The 18254-nt window shown below is 62.1% G+C and carries 18 protein-coding genes; 8 read left to right on the plus strand and 10 right to left on the minus strand.

Annotated elements, in window-relative coordinates; genetic code table 11:
• Positions 1-23: 23 nt before the first annotated feature.
• On the plus strand, positions 24-3833 hold the full coding sequence (locus B3C1_RS07620) for a response regulator (RefSeq protein WP_192813357.1): 3810 nt from the start codon (positions 24-26) through the stop codon (positions 3831-3833).
• Positions 3830-4864 (plus strand): response regulator, encoded by a 1035-nt coding sequence (locus B3C1_RS07625; protein ID WP_008483987.1) that lies wholly within the window; start codon positions 3830-3832, stop codon positions 4862-4864. Before B3C1_RS07620 ends, B3C1_RS07625 begins: the two co-directional genes overlap by 4 nt.
• Here B3C1_RS07625 and B3C1_RS07630 read toward each other — a convergent pair.
• The 5 genes from B3C1_RS07630 to B3C1_RS07650 all read right to left on the minus strand — a co-directional run bounded on the left by B3C1_RS07630 (position 4849) and on the right by B3C1_RS07650 (position 8712).
• Positions 4849-5586, minus strand: a complete 738-nt coding sequence (locus B3C1_RS07630) for a dioxygenase family protein (protein ID WP_008483988.1) — start codon at positions 5584-5586, stop codon at positions 4849-4851. The two genes, B3C1_RS07625 and B3C1_RS07630, sit on opposite strands and share 16 nt — an antisense overlap.
• A gap of 9 nt (positions 5587-5595) precedes the next feature.
• Positions 5596-5979, minus strand: a complete 384-nt coding sequence (locus B3C1_RS07635) for a DoxX family protein (RefSeq protein WP_008483989.1) — start codon at positions 5977-5979, stop codon at positions 5596-5598.
• Positions 5980-6078: 99 nt separating this feature from the next.
• The gene (locus B3C1_RS07640) at positions 6079-6981 is read right to left on the minus strand and encodes a LysR family transcriptional regulator (protein ID WP_008483991.1); all 903 of its coding nucleotides are present in this window, start codon (positions 6979-6981) and stop codon (positions 6079-6081) included.
• Entirely contained in the window at positions 6978-7601 is a 624-nt protein-coding gene (locus tag B3C1_RS07645; protein ID WP_008483992.1) for a TIGR01621 family pseudouridine synthase, read from the minus strand. Before B3C1_RS07645 ends, B3C1_RS07640 begins: the two co-directional genes overlap by 4 nt.
• Positions 7594-8712, minus strand: coding sequence for a winged helix-turn-helix domain-containing protein (locus tag B3C1_RS07650; RefSeq protein ID WP_008483993.1), 1119 nt, complete (start codon positions 8710-8712; stop codon positions 7594-7596). Before B3C1_RS07650 ends, B3C1_RS07645 begins: the two co-directional genes overlap by 8 nt.
• 52 nt (positions 8713-8764) lie before the next feature.
• Here B3C1_RS07650 and B3C1_RS07655 point away from each other — a divergent pair, with 52 nt between their 5' ends.
• A complete protein-coding gene (locus B3C1_RS07655; RefSeq protein ID WP_008483994.1) occupies positions 8765-9376 on the plus strand; it encodes a tellurite resistance TerB family protein in 612 nt (203 codons plus the stop codon).
• Positions 9377-9420: 44 nt separating this feature from the next.
• Here B3C1_RS07655 and B3C1_RS07660 read toward each other — a convergent pair whose 3' ends face one another.
• From B3C1_RS07660 to B3C1_RS07670, 3 genes are all read right to left on the minus strand, one after another.
• Positions 9421-11049, minus strand: coding sequence for a hypothetical protein (locus tag B3C1_RS07660; protein ID WP_008483995.1), 1629 nt, complete (start codon positions 11047-11049; stop codon positions 9421-9423).
• 118 nt (positions 11050-11167) lie between these two features.
• The gene (locus B3C1_RS07665; RefSeq protein WP_008483997.1) at positions 11168-11605 is read right to left on the minus strand and encodes a methyltransferase family protein; all 438 of its coding nucleotides are present in this window, start codon (positions 11603-11605) and stop codon (positions 11168-11170) included.
• Between the two features lie 13 nt (positions 11606-11618).
• Entirely contained in the window at positions 11619-11960 is a 342-nt protein-coding gene (locus B3C1_RS07670) for a VOC family protein (RefSeq protein ID WP_008483998.1), read from the minus strand.
• Positions 11961-12075: 115 nt separating this feature from the next.
• On the opposite strand from B3C1_RS07670, the gene B3C1_RS07675 reads away from it, so the two are divergent.
• Together B3C1_RS07675 and B3C1_RS07680 are read left to right on the plus strand one after the other, a co-directional pair.
• Positions 12076-12780 carry a hypothetical protein gene (locus B3C1_RS07675; RefSeq protein WP_008483999.1) on the plus strand — a complete coding sequence of 235 codons (705 nt, stop codon included), beginning with the start codon at positions 12076-12078 and terminating at the stop codon, positions 12778-12780.
• A 64-nt stretch (positions 12781-12844) separates the two neighbouring features.
• Positions 12845-13366 (plus strand): hypothetical protein, encoded by a 522-nt coding sequence (locus B3C1_RS07680; protein ID WP_008484000.1) that lies wholly within the window; start codon positions 12845-12847, stop codon positions 13364-13366.
• Here the strand turns inward: B3C1_RS07680 and nagA are convergent.
• Positions 13363-14487 carry an N-acetylglucosamine-6-phosphate deacetylase gene (gene nagA, locus B3C1_RS07685; protein ID WP_008484001.1) on the minus strand — a complete coding sequence of 375 codons (1125 nt, stop codon included), beginning with the start codon at positions 14485-14487 and terminating at the stop codon, positions 13363-13365. The two genes, B3C1_RS07680 and nagA, sit on opposite strands and share 4 nt — an antisense overlap.
• 74 nt (positions 14488-14561) lie before the next feature.
• Between nagA and glnS the strand changes: the two genes are divergently transcribed.
• A complete protein-coding gene (glnS, locus tag B3C1_RS07690; RefSeq protein ID WP_008484002.1) occupies positions 14562-16229 on the plus strand; it encodes a glutamine--tRNA ligase in 1668 nt (555 codons plus the stop codon).
• Positions 16230-16358: 129 nt separating this feature from the next.
• On the plus strand, positions 16359-16829 hold the full coding sequence (locus B3C1_RS07695; RefSeq protein WP_008484003.1) for a cupin domain-containing protein: 471 nt from the start codon (positions 16359-16361) through the stop codon (positions 16827-16829).
• Positions 16830-16858: 29 nt separating this feature from the next.
• Here B3C1_RS07695 and B3C1_RS07700 read toward each other — a convergent pair whose 3' ends face one another.
• Positions 16859-17323: a carboxymuconolactone decarboxylase family protein gene (locus B3C1_RS07700; RefSeq protein WP_008484005.1), complete on the minus strand. Its 465-nt coding sequence runs from the start codon at positions 17321-17323 to the stop codon at positions 16859-16861.
• A 121-nt stretch (positions 17324-17444) separates the two neighbouring features.
• Between B3C1_RS07700 and B3C1_RS07705 the strand changes: the two genes are divergently transcribed.
• Complete coding sequence (locus B3C1_RS07705) at positions 17445-18254, plus strand: AraC family transcriptional regulator (protein WP_008484007.1); 810 nt, start codon at positions 17445-17447, stop codon at positions 18252-18254.

Consider the following 18254-nt stretch of genomic DNA (forward strand, 5'->3'; position numbering starts at 1 on the left):
TAGCTGGGGCAGGGAACATGGCATTGAGAAACCTCTCTTTAAGGGCGCGCTTGCTGAGCGGCACCATACTGGTGCTCTCGGCTGTGCTGTTGATCATCGCCGTGCTGATGACGGCGTTAAGTCGCCCCCAAGACGACAGCAGTGCCGAAGAACAGCTGGCCCAGCACCTGACCGAACAGCTGGACCAGGCCGCTGCCGTCGCCGACAACAGCGCCCGAATCCTGGAACTGGCCGGACTGGGCAGCCCCACCTTTCGTGACGGCCTGGTGCGCCAGAACGTGGACGCCCACCCCCTGGTGTTCGGCTCGGCCATCGCCTTCTTGCCCGAATTCCAACCCCCGGGAGAAAACAAAGCCCCCTATGCCTATCGCAGCGGCAACAAAGTGCTGCTGACCGATCTTGCCCAAGCCTACGACTTTACCCTGGGCTCCCAATGGTTTATCGAACCGGTACGGCTGCACCAGCCGCGCTGGTCGGCCCCCTATTTTGACGACGGCGGCGGCAATGTCTGGATGATCACCTACTCGGTGCCGGTTTTTCGCGAGGAATCGGTACTGGGGGTACTGACCATAGATGTGGCCATAGACCAGTTGGCGGCCCTGGTAGAAGTTGGCCCCGTGCAGCTGCTGGACGCCAATGGCCAGACCCTTAACAGCCAGGGGGAAGATCTTCAGTTGCCGCTACTCCCCCTAGGCAGCAGCGGCCTTAGCCTGCGCTGGCAAGATCCGAGGCAAAAGCGCGACCTGAGCGGTTTTCTGGCGGCCCTGGTGGTGACCCTGGCCTTGGCCGGCCTGATGGTGTGGCTGCTTATCAAATACCACACCCGCCCCCTGTACACCCTGGTGCGGGGCTTTCGGGCCTTGCAAGACGGCCAGCCGGCCAGTGCCGTAACCCCGGCCGGCGCCCCAGAACTCAAGGAGCTGGGGGTTTGCTTCAACCGGCTGTTGGGGGGACCTGGGTTGTCCGACAAAGGGGTGTTGGCGGGGGAGTTTATCGATCACTTACCGGGTATCGCCTTCAGGCTTGATGGCAACGACAGGGTTATTTTCGTCAACCCCCAGGTACAGACCCTGACCGGCTATGTCCCAGAGGATTTCATGACGGGCAGCCGTCCCTTCAAGCTCTGTATTCATCCAGACGACAGGGCCAGGGTAGAGGAGGAGCTGGCACAGGCCATCGCCGCCAGGCGTCCCTACGCCGTGGAATACCGCCTTTGCCATCGCCTGGGGGGCCAGCGCTGGGTGGCGGAAAGGGGTGACCCCCTCTTTGACGGCAACGGCCAATACCAAGGCCGGGACGGCGCCGTTTTCGACATCGCCGACAAGCAGTCGGCCCGGGAGCGCCTGGAGCGGCGCGAACAGCTGCTTACCGCCATCTTCAAGGAAGTGCCCACCGGCCTTGCCAGCATAGATAAGAACGGCAAGGTCACCGAATGCAACCCGGCCCTGGCCGACCTGCTGGGGTTGACCACCAGCCAGCTCAAAGGGGCCTTAATCACCAGTTTTTTCGGGGTGGAAGACAGGCGTTACATCCAGGGGCAACTGGCGCGCATGCAGGACAGCAGTGGCGACTTTACCTGGGAAGGGGCCCTGGCAGGGGCCTCCGGCCAGGGGCGCTGGGTGCAGCTGGCCTGGCGCAGCCTGGACGAGGGCCGCAGCGTCATGGTGGTCACCGACCTTGACGCTCGCCGGGGCATGGAGCGGGCAGTGCAGGAGGCCAAAGAGGCGGCCGACGAGGCCTCCAGGGCCAAGAGCGACTTCCTGGCCAACATGAGCCACGAGATCCGCACCCCCATGAACGCCATCCTCGGCTTTACCCAACTGGCCCAGGAGCAGGACGGGGCCAGCCCCTACCTTGGCAAGATACAGCAGGCCTCCAAGACCCTGCTGCGTATCCTCAATGACATCCTGGATTTTTCAAAGATAGAGGCGGGCAAGCTCAGTATCGAAAAGGTGGACTTTCACCTGGAAGACACCCTTACCAATTTGCGGGACATCTTTGCCGACAAAGCGGTGGAAAAACAGGTAGAGCTGGTGTTCAACCTGCTGCCCGACTGCCCCAGCCGCCTCCATGGGGACCCGCACCGCCTCAGCCAAATCCTGATGAACCTTATCTCCAACGCCCTCAAGTTCACCGAGAAAGGCGAAGTGGTGGTGAGTGTCCAGCAGCACCAGCCAGGCTGGCTGCAATTTTCGGTACGGGACACCGGTATCGGCATGACCGGTGAACAGGTGGGCAAGCTGTTCCAGGCCTTCAGTCAGGCCGACAGTTCCACTACTCGCCGTTTCGGCGGCACCGGTTTGGGGCTGGCCATCTGTCAGCGGCTTTGTTTGCTGATGGGGGGCGACATCGAGGTGCGCTCGGAATTGGGGCGCGGCTCCCTCTTCACCTTTTCCCTGCCGCTGGTGGCCGAAGGGGAAGAGGGCAGTTACCGGCAGGTGGCGGCCTTGCAGGGTTGCCAGGCCTTGGTGGTGGACGACAACGAAACCCAGTTGACGGTGTTAGAAGGATTGATGAGCGCCTACGGTTTTAGCGTGCGTAGCGCCCTTGGCGGCGAGCAGGCCCTGGAGATGTGCCGCCAGGCCATGCCGGAGCTGCTGGTGGTGGACTGGCAGATGCCGGGTATGGACGGCCTGGCCTTGGCCCAGGCGGTGCAGCAGCTGCCCGAGCAGCCCAAGGCGCTGCTGATGGTGTCGGCTTTTAGCAACGACAAGCTGGTCAAGGAGGCTTTGGCTCTCGGCATCCGCGAGGTGCTGCTCAAACCGGTCAGCCCCTCGACCCTGCTGGACGCCGTTTGCGAGGCCCTGGGGGCCAGCTCGGGGCGATTGCCGGTGCGCCGGGCGCCGGACGGCCAAGGCCTGCGTTACCCGGCCCTGGCCGGCAAGAAAGTGCTGTTGGTGGACGACAATGACCTTAACCGGGAAGTGGCCCAGAGCTTTTTGGTCAAGGCCGGGGTGCAGGTGCTGCTGGCCAAAGACGGCCAGGACGCCCTGGACAAACTGGCCGGCCGGGGCGCGGATCTGGTGCTGATGGACTGCCAGATGCCAATCATGGACGGCTTCGAGGCTACCCGTCGCCTGCGCCAACAGCCTCAATGGCAGGACCTGCCGGTGATCGCCATGACCGCCAACGTCATGGAGGGGGACAAGGAGCGTTGCCTGGCCGCCGGCATGAACGACCATATTGCCAAACCCCTGGACGTGCCCCTGATGTTCGAGGTGATCGCCAGGTGGCTGGGGGTGGAAGGGCAGGGGCCGGAGCAGCCCCAGATATTCCCCGAAGGGGACTGGCCCAGCCACCCAGAGCTGGATATCAATGACGGCCTGGGCCGGGTGATGCAGGACACCAATCTCTACAAGCGGGTGCTGGTCCGCTTTGCCGAGCAGGCCGACGTCATGCTCGCTCCCAAGGACCCGCAAACCGATCTTCGCCACCTCCATACCCTCAAGGGGCTGCTGGGCAATATCGGCGCCGCTGGCCTGGCCGACAAGGCCAGGGACGCCGAGGCCAGGCTAAAGGGCGGGGCCGACTCAGCGCCGCTGCTGGCAGAGGTCAAGAACGCCCTTGGCGGCCTGCTGGCGGCTATTCGAGCCTGGCAACCGGCGCCAGACAAGCCCAGCAAGGCCCCCTTGGCCCCGGCCATCAAGGACAGCCTGGTGGCTATGAGACCGGTGCTGCTGGCTGCCGACGCCCAGGCCCTTGACGAGCTGGAAGCGATACTGGCCCGCCAGCCGGAACTCAAGGGTACCCTGGGGGCGCTTCGCAGCCAGTTGGAGCTCTTTGATTTTGACCAGGCCTTGGTCCAGCTTGACGCCTTGCTGGAGGACGCATGAAAGAGGCCACCCTGCTGCTGGTGGACGATGTCCCCGAGAACCTGCACATACTGCGCGAGGCCCTAAAAGGGGAGTACAACCTCAAGGCCGCCACCAACGGCGCCAAGGCCCTGGCCCTGGCCCGCACCCAGCCCAGGCCTGACCTTATCCTGCTGGACATCATGATGCCGGAGATGGACGGCATCGCCGTCTGCAAAGCCCTCAAGGCCGATCCTTTGACCCACCGCATTCCGGTGATTTTCGTTACCGCCATGGGGGAAGTGGAGGATGAAGCCAGGGGGTTTTCGGTGGGCGCCGTGGATTACATCACCAAGCCAATCAGCCCCCCCATAGTGCGGGCCAGGGTGGCGACCCAGCTGCGCCTCTATCAGCAAGAGCGTAGCCTGGACGCCCTGGTGCGGGAGCGCACCAGGGAGCTGGAGGCAACCCGCGAAGCGGTGATCGTGCGCTTGGGGCGGGCCGCCGAATACAAGGACAACGAAACCGGCATGCATGTGCGGCGCATGAGCCATTACGCCTATGAGCTGGCGCTGGTGCTGGGCATGCCCGCCGATTGGGCAAGGCTTCTGAAAATGGCGGCGCCCATGCACGATGTGGGCAAAATCGGTATTCCCGACGCTATTTTGCAAAAGCCTGGGAAGTTGGACGATGCCGAATGGCAGGTGATGCAGACCCACCCGGCCATTGGCGCCGAGATCCTCAAGGACGACAGCTCGCCGCTGATGACCATGGCCTGCTGCATTGCCCTGACCCACCATGAAAAATTCGATGGCAGCGGCTACCCCGCTGGCCTAAAAGGGGACGACATTCCCCTGGAGGGGCGCATCGTGGCGGTGGCCGACGTCTTTGACGCCCTTACTTCACAGCGCCCCTACAAACCGGCCTGGACCCTGGAGGCAGCCCTTGAGCTGCTAAGAAAGGAAGCTGGCCACCACTTTGATCCGAAAGTGGTGGCCGCTTTTGAAGCCATAGTCCCCAAGGTGGCGGATATTCGCCAGGCCTTTGCCGACGAGGCTCAGCCGAAGGCGTAACAGTCCATGGCCAATATGCCGTGGCTGACGCTGTGGTGCAGCAGCTGCCCCTTGCCCCCGGCGCCCATGGCCACCAGCAGCGGCAGGAAATGTTCGGGGGTAGGGTGGTTGGCCAGGGCCTGCGGCCCCTGTTGCCAGTCCAGCAGCGCCCCCTTGTCGTCCGCCGCTATCTTCTGTGCCACCCAATCCCTAAAGGCCGTCACCCAGCCTGGGGCGGCGCTGCCATCAGGCTGCAGGGCCCGCAGGTTGTGGGTCAGGCTGCCCGAGCCGATAACCAGCACGTTTTTTTCCTTGAGGTACCTGAGCTTCTGGCCAAGGGCGTAAAGCTCGCTGTTGCTCCAGTTAAGAGGCAGGGACAGGCTCAGCACCGGGATGTCGGCGCTGGGGTAAAGCAATGACAGCGGCACCCAGGCGCCGTGGTCCATGCCCCTGTCCACCAGGGTGGCGCCGAGCTTGGTGGCCAATTCGGCAGCCAGCTGCGGTGCACCTGGAGCCGGATACTGCTGCTGGTAGAGCTGTTGGGGAAAACCGTAAAAGTCGTGGATGGTTTCCGGTTGGGCGCTTTGGCTCAGGGCCAGGCCCCTGGTGGTCCAGTGGGCCGACACCAGGACAATGGCGTCAGGTTGGTATTGTTGTCCCAGGGCAATGAGAAAATCCCGTGCTGGCCCCGGGGTCAGGGCCAGCATGGGTGAGCCGTGGGAAATAAAGAGGCTCGGTAACATTGTGACTCCTTAGGCAAAGCGTTTGTTGGCTACCAGGGCGCCGCCGCCAAGACCGGCTTGTACCACCAGGGCAAGGGTCCAGAACACGGGGAATTCCCAGCCGCCACCGGCGTTGGAGAAGACCCAGCCGTTACCCATGTGCACGCTGGCAGCGCCCAGCAATATCGGCACCAGGGCCAGGCTTATCCAGCGGGTGTAAATGCCCAGTACCAGGGCCAGGCCGCCGCCCACTTCCGCCAGTATGGTCAGGTAGGCCAGGAAACCGGGCAGACCCAGGGACTCGAAATAACCGACGGTGCCGGGAATGGTGAACACGAAGATTTTCATCAGGCCGTGGGCCAGGGTCATGATACCCAGGGACAGGCGCAGCAGGGTGGTGGCGTAAGCTTGCATAACAGTGTCTCCAAGAAAGTCTGTGATGTTTGACGTTGCTTACTTTAGTGCGCCACAGACCGGAGATAATCTTGTTGATTGGAACAACATTGGTTCCAATTAGCTGACAATGTCCTTTTCCCAATAGGGGGGATCTCCCCAGGCCTGGGCCAGAAAATCCAGAAAGAGGCTGACCTTGGCCGGCAGGTGGCGCCGCACCGGGAAGATACCGTAGACCCCCAGGCTGGTGGTGACCTGGTCGGCCAGCACCACCTGAAGGCGGCCGGCACGAAGGCCGTCCTCCACCAGGAAACTGGGCTGAAAGGCCAAGCCAAGACCGGCTTCGGCGCCGTCACTCAGTACCTGGCCGTTATTGCTTTCCAAGGGCCCGGCCATGGTCAGGGTGCGCTCCCCCAGCTGCCACTGGACATTGCCGCCGCTGCCGCGATAACGCAGACCTTGGTGGTGGAGCAGATCGTCAAGGCTTTTAGGTTCGCCCTTGGCCGCCAGGTAGGCGGGGGCCGCCACCAGCAGCATGCGGCAGCGGGTTAACTGGCGGGCCACCAGGCTAGAGTCGGGCAGGTTGCCGATGCGAATGGCAAGGTCGTAGCCTTCCTCCAACAGGTCCACCCGCCGGTCGGTAAGGTCGAGCCGAACCTCCAGCTCCGGGTGCTGAGCCATGAACTGGGCCACCAGGGGCGACAGGTAGCGAAGGCCAAAGGACATGGGGCCGTTGATCCTGAGCCGCCCTGTCACCTGGCTGCTGCCCTGGTGCAACTCGGCCTGGGCTTCTTCCAGTTCCTGGAGTATGCCCTGGGCCCTTGCCAGGTAGCGCTCGCCGGCTTCGGTCAGGTGCAGGCGCCGGGTGGTGCGCTGCAGCAGCCGTACCTTGAGGTGCTCTTCGAGCTGCATCACCAGCTTGGACAGCTGGGTGCGGGACAGGCCCAGCTGCTCGGCGGCCTTGGTGTAACTGCCCAGCTCGGCCACCCTGACAAAGGCCTCCATGGCCGCCAACTGGTTCATGGGGCTTCCTCGAAGGGGGGCGGCGGTGCGTCCAAAAAGTCCGGGGCGGCAAGGACCTGCACCGCTTCACCGAAGGCACTGAAGGCCAGGGCATAGGCGTGCAGGCAAACCCGTTGATGGGGGCTGCCACCGTACAGTTCGTCCCCCAGTATGGGGGCGCCCAGGCTCTTCATGGCCACCCGCAGCTGATGGGTCTTGCCGGTGTGTGGCCAAAGCCGGTAAAGGCGCAGCCCGTCTCCCAGGGCCTGGCTGTCAAAACGGGTGATGGCCGGGTTCTGGGTGGTGCGCTGCAAACGCCAGGCGCCGCGCCTGGCCTTGCTCATGTCGCCCTTGATAAGGCCCTGCTTCTTGCTGGGCTTCTTGTCGGACAGGGCCAGGTAGCACTTTTTGATCTGCCGCTCTTCAAAGAGCCGGCCCAGGGTGGCGGCGGCTTCGCTGTCCTTGGCAAAGAGCACCAGCCCGGTGGTGACCTTGTCCAGCCGGTGTACCGGCCAGAGCTTTTGGCCAAGGGCCGCCTCGACGGCCACGAAAAAGCCGGGGCCGTCTTCGGCATGAAAACTTTGGGCCTGGGTCTTGTTGACCACCACAAAGCGGGGGCTGTCTTTAACCACCTCAAACACCGGTGTGCTCCTTGAGTCCATGAAAGCGGGCAAAATCGGCCAGCGCCTTGTTAAAGCTGGCCTTAAGGGCGGGGCCGGGTTGGGCCTGCCAGTGCAGGGCTTTGAGCTCCAGCCGCCCCTTGGGCCTGTTGGCCTTGAGATCCACCACCCCCACAAAGCGGTCACCGTAGAGGATAGGCAGGCCAAAGTAGCCGAAACGGCGCTTGGCCGCCGGCAGGTAGCATTCCAGTTGGTAATCGAAATCGAACAGCCTGTTGAGACGTTTTCGTTGCAGCAACACCGGGTCGAAGGGGGAGAGCAGCCGCACCTTGCGCGGCGCTGGGGCCAACTGATCAAGGTCGGTGCCGGCCAGTAGCAGCTCTCCCTGGCGCAGTTCCAGCTCGCCGCTGCTGAGCATGGCCGCCACCGCCGCCTTGACCAAAGGGCCATCTCCCCGGCGCAGGTAGGCGATTTCCTCAACCCGGCCCAGCCCTTGGCAGCCCAGGAAGCTGCGCACCAGGTGGCGGCCGTAGGCCTGGTCACTGGCCCGCTGGGTGGGGATATGGCTTGGCAGCAGTCTTTCCGGCAGGTCGAACACCTTTTGAAAACCGTCCCTGTGGCTCACCATCAGTTCCCCTTCGTGAAACAGCTGCTCCAGGGCTTTTTTTTCATCCGACCATTGCCACCAGCCCCCCTTGGCCCGCACAAAGTCCGACGCTTTCAGGGGCCCCTCGGCGCGAATGCGGTCCAGCACGAAACGGCACAGTTTGGCGTTTTTTTCAAACCAATGGCGCTGGCCTTCGCGGATCCTGTCCATCCGTACCCGGGCATAGGGGTAGCTGGCCATGGGCAGGTAAGCGGCGGCATGGGACCAGTATTCGAAGATCTCCCGCTTGGCCTCGGCCTGGGCCAGGGCCGGCTCGCTGTAGCCTTTGAAGCGGTTATAGAGTTGGTGGTGATGGGCTCGGCTTATCACCTGGATGGCATCCAGTTGCAGGGCGCCCAGATGGGATACCAGGGACGCCAGATCGCCTTGCCAGTGCGCAAAAAGGTGCTGACGTGCCAATACCAGGGCGCGGGCCTTGTCCATGGGCATCCGGTTCAGGGAAGTGAAGGACTGACAGCTTAGCATGGGGAATCTTGGGGCCAAATCGCAGTCCCAGTAAAAAATCCAAGGAGGTCAAATGAATACCAAAGGTTTACTGGACAGTCTGTTAAGCACCGGCAAGGCCTACCTGTCCAAGGACAAGCTAACCGGGGATTTTGGCAAGGGGCTCTTGGGCGGTGGCGCCTTGGGCTTGCTGCTGGGCAGCAAGAAAAGTCGTGGCAAGGTGGCCAAGTACGGCTCCATGGCTGCCCTGGGAGTGCTGGCCTACAAGGTATACAGCGACTGGCAGCAGCAAAAGGGCCAGGGGCCACAGGTGCTGTCCCCCGAGCAATTGACGCCGCCGCAACAGCAGAGCCAGGCCAAAGCCATGCTGGTGGCCTTGATTGCGGCCGCCAAATGCGACGGCCATATTGATGACAGGGAGCGCCAGGCCATAGAAACCGAGTTGGCCAAACTGGAAGACGATCCGGCCTTGCAGCAGTGGTTGGACGAGGAACTGCGCAAACCGGTGGACGCAGCCGAGGTTGCCCGCTTGGCCTATAGCACCGAGATGGCGGCCCAGTTGTACCTGGCCAGCCTGGTGATGGTGGACACCCAAAGCAGCATGGAGCGTTTTTACCTGGACGAACTGGCAAGGGAACTGAAACTGCCGCCGGCGTTGAAGGCACAGCTGGAAGCCAAGGCATAAAAAAGGGGGCTGGCCGCCCCCAAACACATGCCCCATGGGAGAGGTCATGGCAAACGAGGAACCAGTGTCCCTTCCAGCAGGAAGCTGGCGGGGTTGTCTGCGTCGTCCGGGTCGGCCAGGCTAACCAGCACGGCCCCGTCCGCACCGCGAATGCCGGTCAGGGTCCAATACCAGGTTTGGCTGTCGCCCTCTGCTACCAGGTTGAGGGTGGCGCTGCTGGTGACATACCAGCTGATGTCCTGGGCACTTTCTTCCCCCAAGGTCAGGGTGCCGACGCCATTGCCGTTCAGTACCAGGCGGGCCTCCACGGCACTGGACTCGTCGGTCAAGGCCGGCAGGCTCAAGGTCCAGTCCCCAAGGGCGCTGTTGTCGTCAAAGCCCCTAAAGCGTTCCACCTGCACCCTTTTGGTGGCGGCCTTGTCGTCGCTGAACAGCTCGGCGCTGAAGATGCCGATGCGGGCAAAGCCAAAACTGCCTTCGTTGTCGTCGGTAAAGGTCAGCTCGCCCCAGGGGTGGCGCTGCAGGAACTCGTTGAACTGATCGCTACCATCTTCGGCGTTGTAAAGGCCGCCGGCTCCGTCACTGTTGACGCTGGCGCCGGTGACCATCAGCACGCCGTCTGCCAGGCTATAGGTGCCAAACTCCCCGGACAAGGGCTCGTCTTCCTGGTTATTGCTGTGGGCGATGACGTATTCGCCCCCTGGCAGGAAGGTCAGCACATTGAAGTTGTTGTCTTCGTATTCATAGAGGAGCCAGGCGCCGACCAGGGGGTCTTGGTCGTCTTCGATGCGGGTGAAGGTGATGAGATCGCCGGCATCGTCGGTGAACTGCATTTGAAAGCTGTCGCCGTCCAGCATCAGGGTGCTGACCGAGCTGCCTTCTTCAGGGTCGTAAAGGCCGCCCCAGCCGTCGGACTCGGCGATGGCCACCACCGTCAACTCGCCACTTTCGGGGTCCCAGTCATATTCCCCGAACTCTACCGATCCGGCGGTCTGGCCGTTGGCCTCATCCGGCTCGTCGGCGTGTTCGTGGATCATGATGTAAAGGCCGTCTTCGAGGAAGGTCATCACATTGCGCTTGCCTTCCCCTTCGCTAAACAGCCAGCTGCCCCGCAATTGGCTTTGCAGGCTGTCCTGGAAGTGGCCCTTGGCGGCGCTCTCCGAGACCAGGGTCAGGGCGGGGTCGATGCTGGCCAGTACCGAGGCCACCTCGGTATCGAAGCTGGCCGACGCCAGGTCCAGGGTGGTGCCGGCAAAGGCGGCGGCCATATCCGGGCTGATGTCGATACCGTTGTAGGGGTTGCCGTCGCTGTCCAGGGTCTGCAGCAGCTGCAGAATATTGGTGGCGGTGGTGTCGTCGCCATCAGCGATGTCCGCCGGGGTCACCTGGCCGCTGGCCGGTACCGCCGGGAAGGCCAAGTCTCCTAGGAAGAAGGTCACGCTTTCCCCTTCCACATAGTCGAACTCGCCGGCGCTGTTGGTGGTGCCCTCCTGGCTGGCGGTGCGATAACCGATGCCGGCCACCGGACTGTCCACAAAGACCCCGACATTGACCACGGGGGCAGGCGTCGGTGGCGGGTTGGAGGTGGTGGGGCTGTTGTCACCGTCGCTGCCGCCGCAGGCGGTCAGCAGGGTTGCCAGGCATAGGCAACCGGCCCATTCGCGTTTGTTCATACAAAGCTCCCTTTTAGGGTGGTTCGTCCAGGTGCCTCAGCTATAACCCAGGGCAGGACAAAGGGGCTTTGAAACAACGTGAAGAAACGTGATTATCTTTTAAATCATATGTTTGAAGTCAGTACCAGCGGCGTACCTTGTCGCAGTAGTGGCGGTAATCCTCACCGAACTTATCCAGGAGGTGGGCCTCTTCCCGGCGGATCACCAGCAGCCACAGCACATAAAGGCTGACCGGCAACAGGGCCAGGGCAAAAGGGCTGGTAAGCCACAGGGCCAGCCCCAGGTAGCTGACTGCCAGCCCCAGGTACATGGGGTTTCGGGAAAACCGGTAGGGGCCCTTGACCACCAGTTGGGTAGCGTCCTTGTTGGGGAAAATGGGGGTCTTGGCCAGTTTGAAGCTGGCCAAGGCCCAGGCGGTGATGGCCAGGCCCAGTACCACCAGCAGCCAGGCCAGGGGTTTGAGGGGGGCAGGGTAGAGCTGATCCAGCCCCAGGCCAATCACAAAGCCGGCCACCAGGATTAGGGGCGGGGGAAAGACGATACCGGGACCTTTCATGACAGGCTCCTTGTTATTTGTCGCTCCAAACTGCCAGCAGGTTGCCGTCGGGGTCGGCAAAGTGGAAACGGCGGCCGCCGGGGAAGCTGAAAATCGGCGCTACGATGCGGCCGCCTTCGGCCTCGACTTGCTGCAACTTGCGCTCCAGCTCGGGGTGGTAGATCACCACCAGGGGCCGGCCGGCGGGTATGAAGTTGTCCTTGCGTTCAAAGCCCCCCTTCATCTTGCCGTCGTCGAAGGCGCAGTAGTCGGGGCCGTAATCGGTAAACTCCCATTGAAAGACCTTTTCATAGAAGGCTTTGATGTTTTTGAGGTCTTTGGCGGGGAATTCGATATAGTCGATGTGATTGCGCATAAAGTGAACGTCCATTTATAACCGTAGCCTGGAGCATAGTACGAAAGGGAATGGGAGTCACATGGCGCCCTTTGAGGGACATGACACCGCCACCAGGCATAAGTAAGGAGCACTGATGAAAAGGATATTTACCCACCTTTTGACCCTGGTGTTGGGGGCTGCCCTGGCTTTCTTGTGGTTTGCCAACCAAGGGACCACTGCCCCGGTACCGGTAGCTGAGACCGGCAGCCAACCAGCCCCTGCGGCGCCAGTGGCAAAGGCCGAGGCTGCACCATTGGCGGCGTCTGCGGCAAACATTGGCCAATCGGCGCCCAAGCCCGAGTCCCAGCCAGCGGCTGCCCCGGAAGAAGGGGAGCCGATCGGATCATTGAATGACCCCAAACTGCTGGCAAGGCTGAAGGCCATGGGTATTGACACTCAGACGGTGCCGCCCCAGATGCAAAACTATCGGGACCTGGAGGACTTTCAGAAGGATTTTCGGGCCTTTACCGACAACAGGGTGGTGGACGAGGCAGGCCAGGCTAACGAAGCGGCTATATGGGAGCAGATGGCCTCGCTTCAACAAAAAGTGGCCGTAGATCTTCAGGACCTTGCCTGCGGGGACAGCCGCTGCCTGCTTAGCCTCAAGGTGGCCGATGGGGATGATGTCGGCAAGGTAACTGACCTCCTGTTTGGTGGCCTTGCCAAGCAGAGAGGACCGAGCTGGTTTACCACTACCACCTACACCAGCGTTGCCAACAGCGGCGAACCTGTGGTGCTGCTCATCGAAAGGGTCAAGCAGGCACCCGCCCCAGATCGGCAAGCCGGTGGCAGTCATTGACAAGCCTTGGACTGGCCAGCAGGCTGACAGCAGAGGCAAGACGTTGAAGTAAAAAGGAGGAAATATGAAGGGATACCTGATGGCTTTTTTGGGTGGCGCGCTGGTTTGCGGCGCCGGTGTGCTGTTATGGCAGAGCCTGCCTGAGCCTGGGAAGGAAACGGCATCTTTAGCTGATACCTTCTCTTTTGAAGACAGCTTGGCCAAGACCAAGGCGCGAGGGCTCAGCCAGCCCCAGGCAGAGGCAACGGAGCAACTTTTTCGTGCCGCCTTTGGCCAGGTCCAGACGCAGTTGGGCATCAGTCTTGTGGAGCTGGCCTGTGACGGACCCAGGCATTGTCTGGCCAAGTTACTGGTCGCCAACAGCGACGAAGCCCCCAAGGCCATGAAGCAATTGTCCGCAAAGCTCGGTGCCCATGGGCTGGCATTTAACAGCTTCTATACCCGCAACGAGGGCGATCCCGTCAGCGGCCAGCCCTTGCAGCAATGGGTTGTCTTCAAGCAATTGAGCAATGAGGCAGTGAAGCAGGAAGTCGCCTTGAAGGAAGCATCCGCCCCAAACCTTGCCTTACCCGCCGAGGCCTCTTAACCGGCCACTTCCAGCAGCTGCCGCCCCTGTACTGTGCCCCTGACCTTCAGGTCGGGGCACAGCCCTACCAGTTCGGCTTTCATGCCCGGCATCAGCCTGGGTAGGCCAAGGGCCAGGCGGGGATGGACCCCGGCCATGGCCAGGGCGCTTTCCACAGGTACCTGCATCGCCACCAGGGTCCGCACTCCCTGGTCCATGGTGAGGTTGGAGCCGCCAATGGTGCCGTCCGGGCCCAGGCAGCGGCCGTCCTTGACCTGAATGGTTTTGCCGGCGAAGGCAAATTGGGTGAGATCCGGGGCGCCGCTGGCGGGGGTGGCGTCGGTCACCAACAAGGCCTTTTCCCCCAACAGGCGCTGGGCCAGGCGGATATTGGCGGCGCTGACATGGACCCCGTCCGCCACCAGGCCGCACCAAAGGCCCTGGTCCAGGGCGGTGGCGGCAAAGCCGGGGCTGCGGGCGCTGATGGGGGCCATGGCGTTAAAAAGATGGGTGGCCATGGATAGCCCGGCGGCGATGGCCGCTTGGCTCTGGGCTTCGTCGGCCAGGGTATGGCCGCCGGCCACCTTGATGCCGGCCTTGGCAAGTTGGCCAATGACCTGGGGACTCACCGCTTCTGGTGCCAGGGTAACCACTTTGACCACATCGGCTGCCCCCAGGATAAGACTGAGCAGTTTGTCGCTCACCGGCCTTATCTGGCGGCTGTCGTGGATGCCGCCCCTGTTGGGGTTGAGCCAAGGCCCTTCCAGATGTAGCCCCAACAGGCCTTCCCCTTGATACTGGCGGGCCGCCTCGATGGCGGCGGCCACTTTGGCGTCGTCGTCTGTTATCAAGGTGGCCAAGAAGCCAGTGGTGCCGTGGCGCAGGTTGCCCTCGTTTAGGGCGGCCAGGGTGTCGGTGTCGGGGCTGTCGTTAAACAGCAGGCCAAAGCCGCCGTTTTGCTGCAGATCCACAAAGCCCGGTGCAATCAGCAGGTCCGAGCAATCCACCCAGGGGCGGGGCGGGGACTGATGCAGGGGTAGCAGTGCCTCGATGTGGCCGTCGGCCACCACCAGGTGGCCATAATTTAACCCTTGGCGGGTCAGGACGCGGGCGCCGGTTAGACTGTATTTGCAATGGGCCATGGCTCTATTGTTTCACTGCCTTGTTTCATGGATCATAAGGGTAATTTTCACATAAAAAGTACCAGAGGACTGCTATGAGCAATGCGGGCGAAAACCGTCCCAGCAACTTTATCCGCCAAATTATCGATGCGGATCTGCAAAGCGGTAAACATCATAGCGTTCACACCCGATTCCCGCCTGAACCCAACGGCTATCTGCACGTGGGTCATGCCAAGTCCATCTGCCTGAACTTCGGCCTGGCCGACGACTACCAGGGCAAGTGCAACCTGCGTTTTGACGACACCAACCCAGTCAAAGAAGACCAGGAATACGTGGACTCCATCAAGCGAGACGTCCATTGGCTGGGTTTTGAGTGGGACGGCGAGGTGCGCCACTCCTCCGACTACTTCGAGCAGCTGCACGGTTACGCCGTTGAGCTTATCCAAAAAGGCCTGGCCTACGTGGACGAGCTGAGCCCAGAACAAATTCGCGAATACCGTGGCACCCTCAAGGAGCCGGGTAAGAACAGCCCCTACCGCGACCGCAGCGTTGAGGAAAACCTCGAGCTGTTCAAAAAAATGCGCGACGGTGGCTTCAAGGAAGGCGAGGCCTGCCTGCGCGCCAAGATCGACATGGGCTCCAGTTTCATGGTGATGCGTGACCCCGTCCTGTACCGGGTCAAATTTGCCCACCACCACCAGACCGGTGACGCCTGGTGCATCTACCCCATGTACGACTTCACCCACTGCATCTCGGACGCCATCGAAGGCATCACCCACAGCCTTTGTACCCTGGAGTTCCAGGACAACCGCCGTCTGTACGACTGGGTGCTGGACAACATCTCCATCGACTGCCACCCGCGCCAGTACGAGTTTTCCCGCCTGAACCTGGAGTACACCGTCACTTCCAAGCGCAAGCTCAACCAGCTGGTGGTGGAAAAGCACGTCGAAGGCTGGGACGACCCCCGTATGCCCACCATCGCCGGCCTGCGCCGCCGTGGCTATACCCCGGCGTCCATCCGCGAATTCTGTAAGCGCATCGGCGTGACCAAGATGGACAACACCGTCGAGATGGCCATGCTCGAAGCCTGCATCCGCGACGACCTCAACGAAAACGCCCCCCGCGCCATGGCGGTGCTGGACCCGGTGCGCCTGGTCATCGAAAACTTCCCCGAAGGGGACGTGGAATGGCTAGAGGCCCCCAACCACCCCAGCAAACCGGAGATGGGCAGCCGTAAGGTGCCTTTTGGCCGGGAACTGGTTATCGAAGCGGAAGACTTCCGCGAAGAGGCCAACAAGAAGTACAAGCGCCTGGTGCTGGGCAAGGAAGTGAGGCTGCGTAATGCCTATGTGATCAAGGCCGAGCGGGTCGAAAAAGACGACGCCGGCAACATCACCACCATCTACTGCACCTATGATGCCGACACCCTGGGCAAAGATCCGGCCGACGGCCGCAAGGTCAAAGGGGTTATCCACTGGGTCAGCAAGGACCACGGCCTGCCGGCCGAAGTGCGTCTGTATGACCGCCTGTTTAACGTCCCCAACCCGGGCGGCGCCGACGACTTCCTGGGTACCATCAACCCAGAGTCCCTAGCGGTGGTGCAAGGCTGGGTGGAACCCTCTTTGACCAACGCCAAGGCCGAACAGGGCTTCCAGTTCGAGCGTATCGGCTATTTCTGCCGCGACGCCAACAACGACACCTTGATCTTCAACCGCACCGTGGGTCTGCGTGACACCTGGGGCGGCGGCGCCAGCGAAGACTGAGCCTCAGCACTTAAAAAGCCGCCTATGGGCGGCTTTTTTTATGGCCCCCCAAGGGGCGGTTCAGCCCTGGCGGCGCGGTATTGGACTACCTTTTATTAGCTTGAACTAACCCAAGCAAAGGAGGTTCCAATGCAATCCCATCGCCGCCTCGCCGTGGCCATGGCCCTGCTGCTGCCCCTGACATTGGGGGCCGGCGAAATGATGCAGGGCCATATCATGGCCAATGCCGACGGCCTTAACTGGGCCCCGGGACCGGGCTCTTTGCCAGCCGGATCGCAAGTGGCCGTACTGGAAGGTAACCCCGGCGCTGCCGGCCCCTTCACCCTGCGCCTGCGTTTCCCCGCCAACTACCAGATCAAACCCCACTGGCACCCGACCGTGGAGCATGTGTCGGTGCTGACCGGCACCCTCTACATGGGCCTGGGGGAAACCTATGACGAAGACAAGGCCAAGGCCCTGACCCCAGGTGGCTTTGCCGCCATGGACATGGGCACTCGCCACTACGCCTTCACCAAGGACGAAGGCACGGTGATCCAGCTGCACGGCATGGGTCCCTGGGGCATTACCTACGTCAACCCCAAGGACGATCCGCGCCAATAAAAAAAGGCGCCCAAGGGCGCCTTTTCAACTCAGCCGGCCGGCTGGTAACTGCCCGGCAGCGGCGCAAAGCTGACCCCGATGCGGTTCCAGGCGTTGATGGTGGCGATGGCCACCGTCAGGTCCACCAGTTGCTTGTCGCTAAAGTGGCTGCGCACCGCTTCAAACTGATGGTCCTCGATACCCTGCTGGGTGAGCAGGGTATTGGCCTCGGCCCAGGCCAGGGCTGCCCTTTCCCTTGGGGTGAAAAAGGGGGTCTCGCGCCAGGCGGTCAGGGCGTACAGGCGCTGCTCGGTTTCTCCCAGGGCGCGGGCGTCCTTGGTGTGCATGTCCAGGCAATAGGCGCACTGGTTGAGCTGTGACACCCGCACCTTGACCAGTTCCAGCAGGGATTTCTCGACGCCGTCTTGGTCTTTGGCCTGGGTATCAAGGTACTGCTCAAGGCCCATCATGGCTTTCACAGCGCCGGGGGCCAGGGTGTAGTAGGGCAAACGCATGGCTAATCTCCTTTCAAGGTGGTGTCGCTACTCTAGGCGCCGGCGCCGGCCCGGTATTGTAGATTTCCGACATGCCGCTTTGGCGCTAGACTGGCTGCAAAGTCCCTGGGGTTTTGTCCCTATGCCCAGCACCCTCAACACAGCGCCGGCCCTGGCCGGCTACCAGCAACAGGCCCCAAGCCCGGTCCTGGCCCCTTTTGTGCAATGTTACTGGTGGCTGGCGTTGAACGGCCCGGCGCCCGACCTCCAGTTTCTGCACCCGGACGGCGGCAGCGGTCTGATTTTCCATTTTGCCGGGGCCTTGGCCCTGGCCGGCCAAGAACGTGGGCAGGGGGCCATCGTCTCTGGCCCCACCCTCACCAGCACCGCCATGGCCATGGGAACTCAAAGCCGCTTGATGGGGGTACGTTTTCACCCGGGTATGGGCTATCCCTTTCTTCGTTTGCCGCTGGCGGAGTTGGCTGGGACCTGGGGGCAGGAACTGCCGCAACTGGCCCTGGCCGAGCTGGCAGAGCGCCTGGCCCAGGCACCAAGCCAGGCCGCCCAGAAAGCCCTGGTCGAAGAGGTACTGCTTGGCTGCCTGGCCAAGGCCGATTGGACACCGGGCCCTGCCCATCAGGTGTTGGGGGCTATCACCAAGGAAAAGGGCCGAGGACCGCTGGCACCGCTGCTGGCCCAAGCCAACCTTAGCCAGCGCCAATTGGAGCGGCAGTTCAAAAGTTGGGTGGGGCTGAGCCCCAAGCAGTTTAGCCGGATCCAACGGGTGGCCCTGGCCCGCCACCGCCTCAAGGCAGGGGGAGACGGGGTGATTTTGGATACCGCCTTTGAAGCCGGGTACTTTGACCAGGCCCACTTTACCCATGACTTCAAGGCGGTGCTGGGAATAACCCCAGGCCAATATCTGAAAAAACACCAAGGGGGCAAGGGTTGA

The sequence above is a fragment of the Gallaecimonas xiamenensis 3-C-1 genome, from assembly GCF_000299915.1.
In the GTDB taxonomy this organism is placed as follows: Bacteria; Pseudomonadota; Gammaproteobacteria; order Enterobacterales; family Gallaecimonadaceae; genus Gallaecimonas; species Gallaecimonas xiamenensis.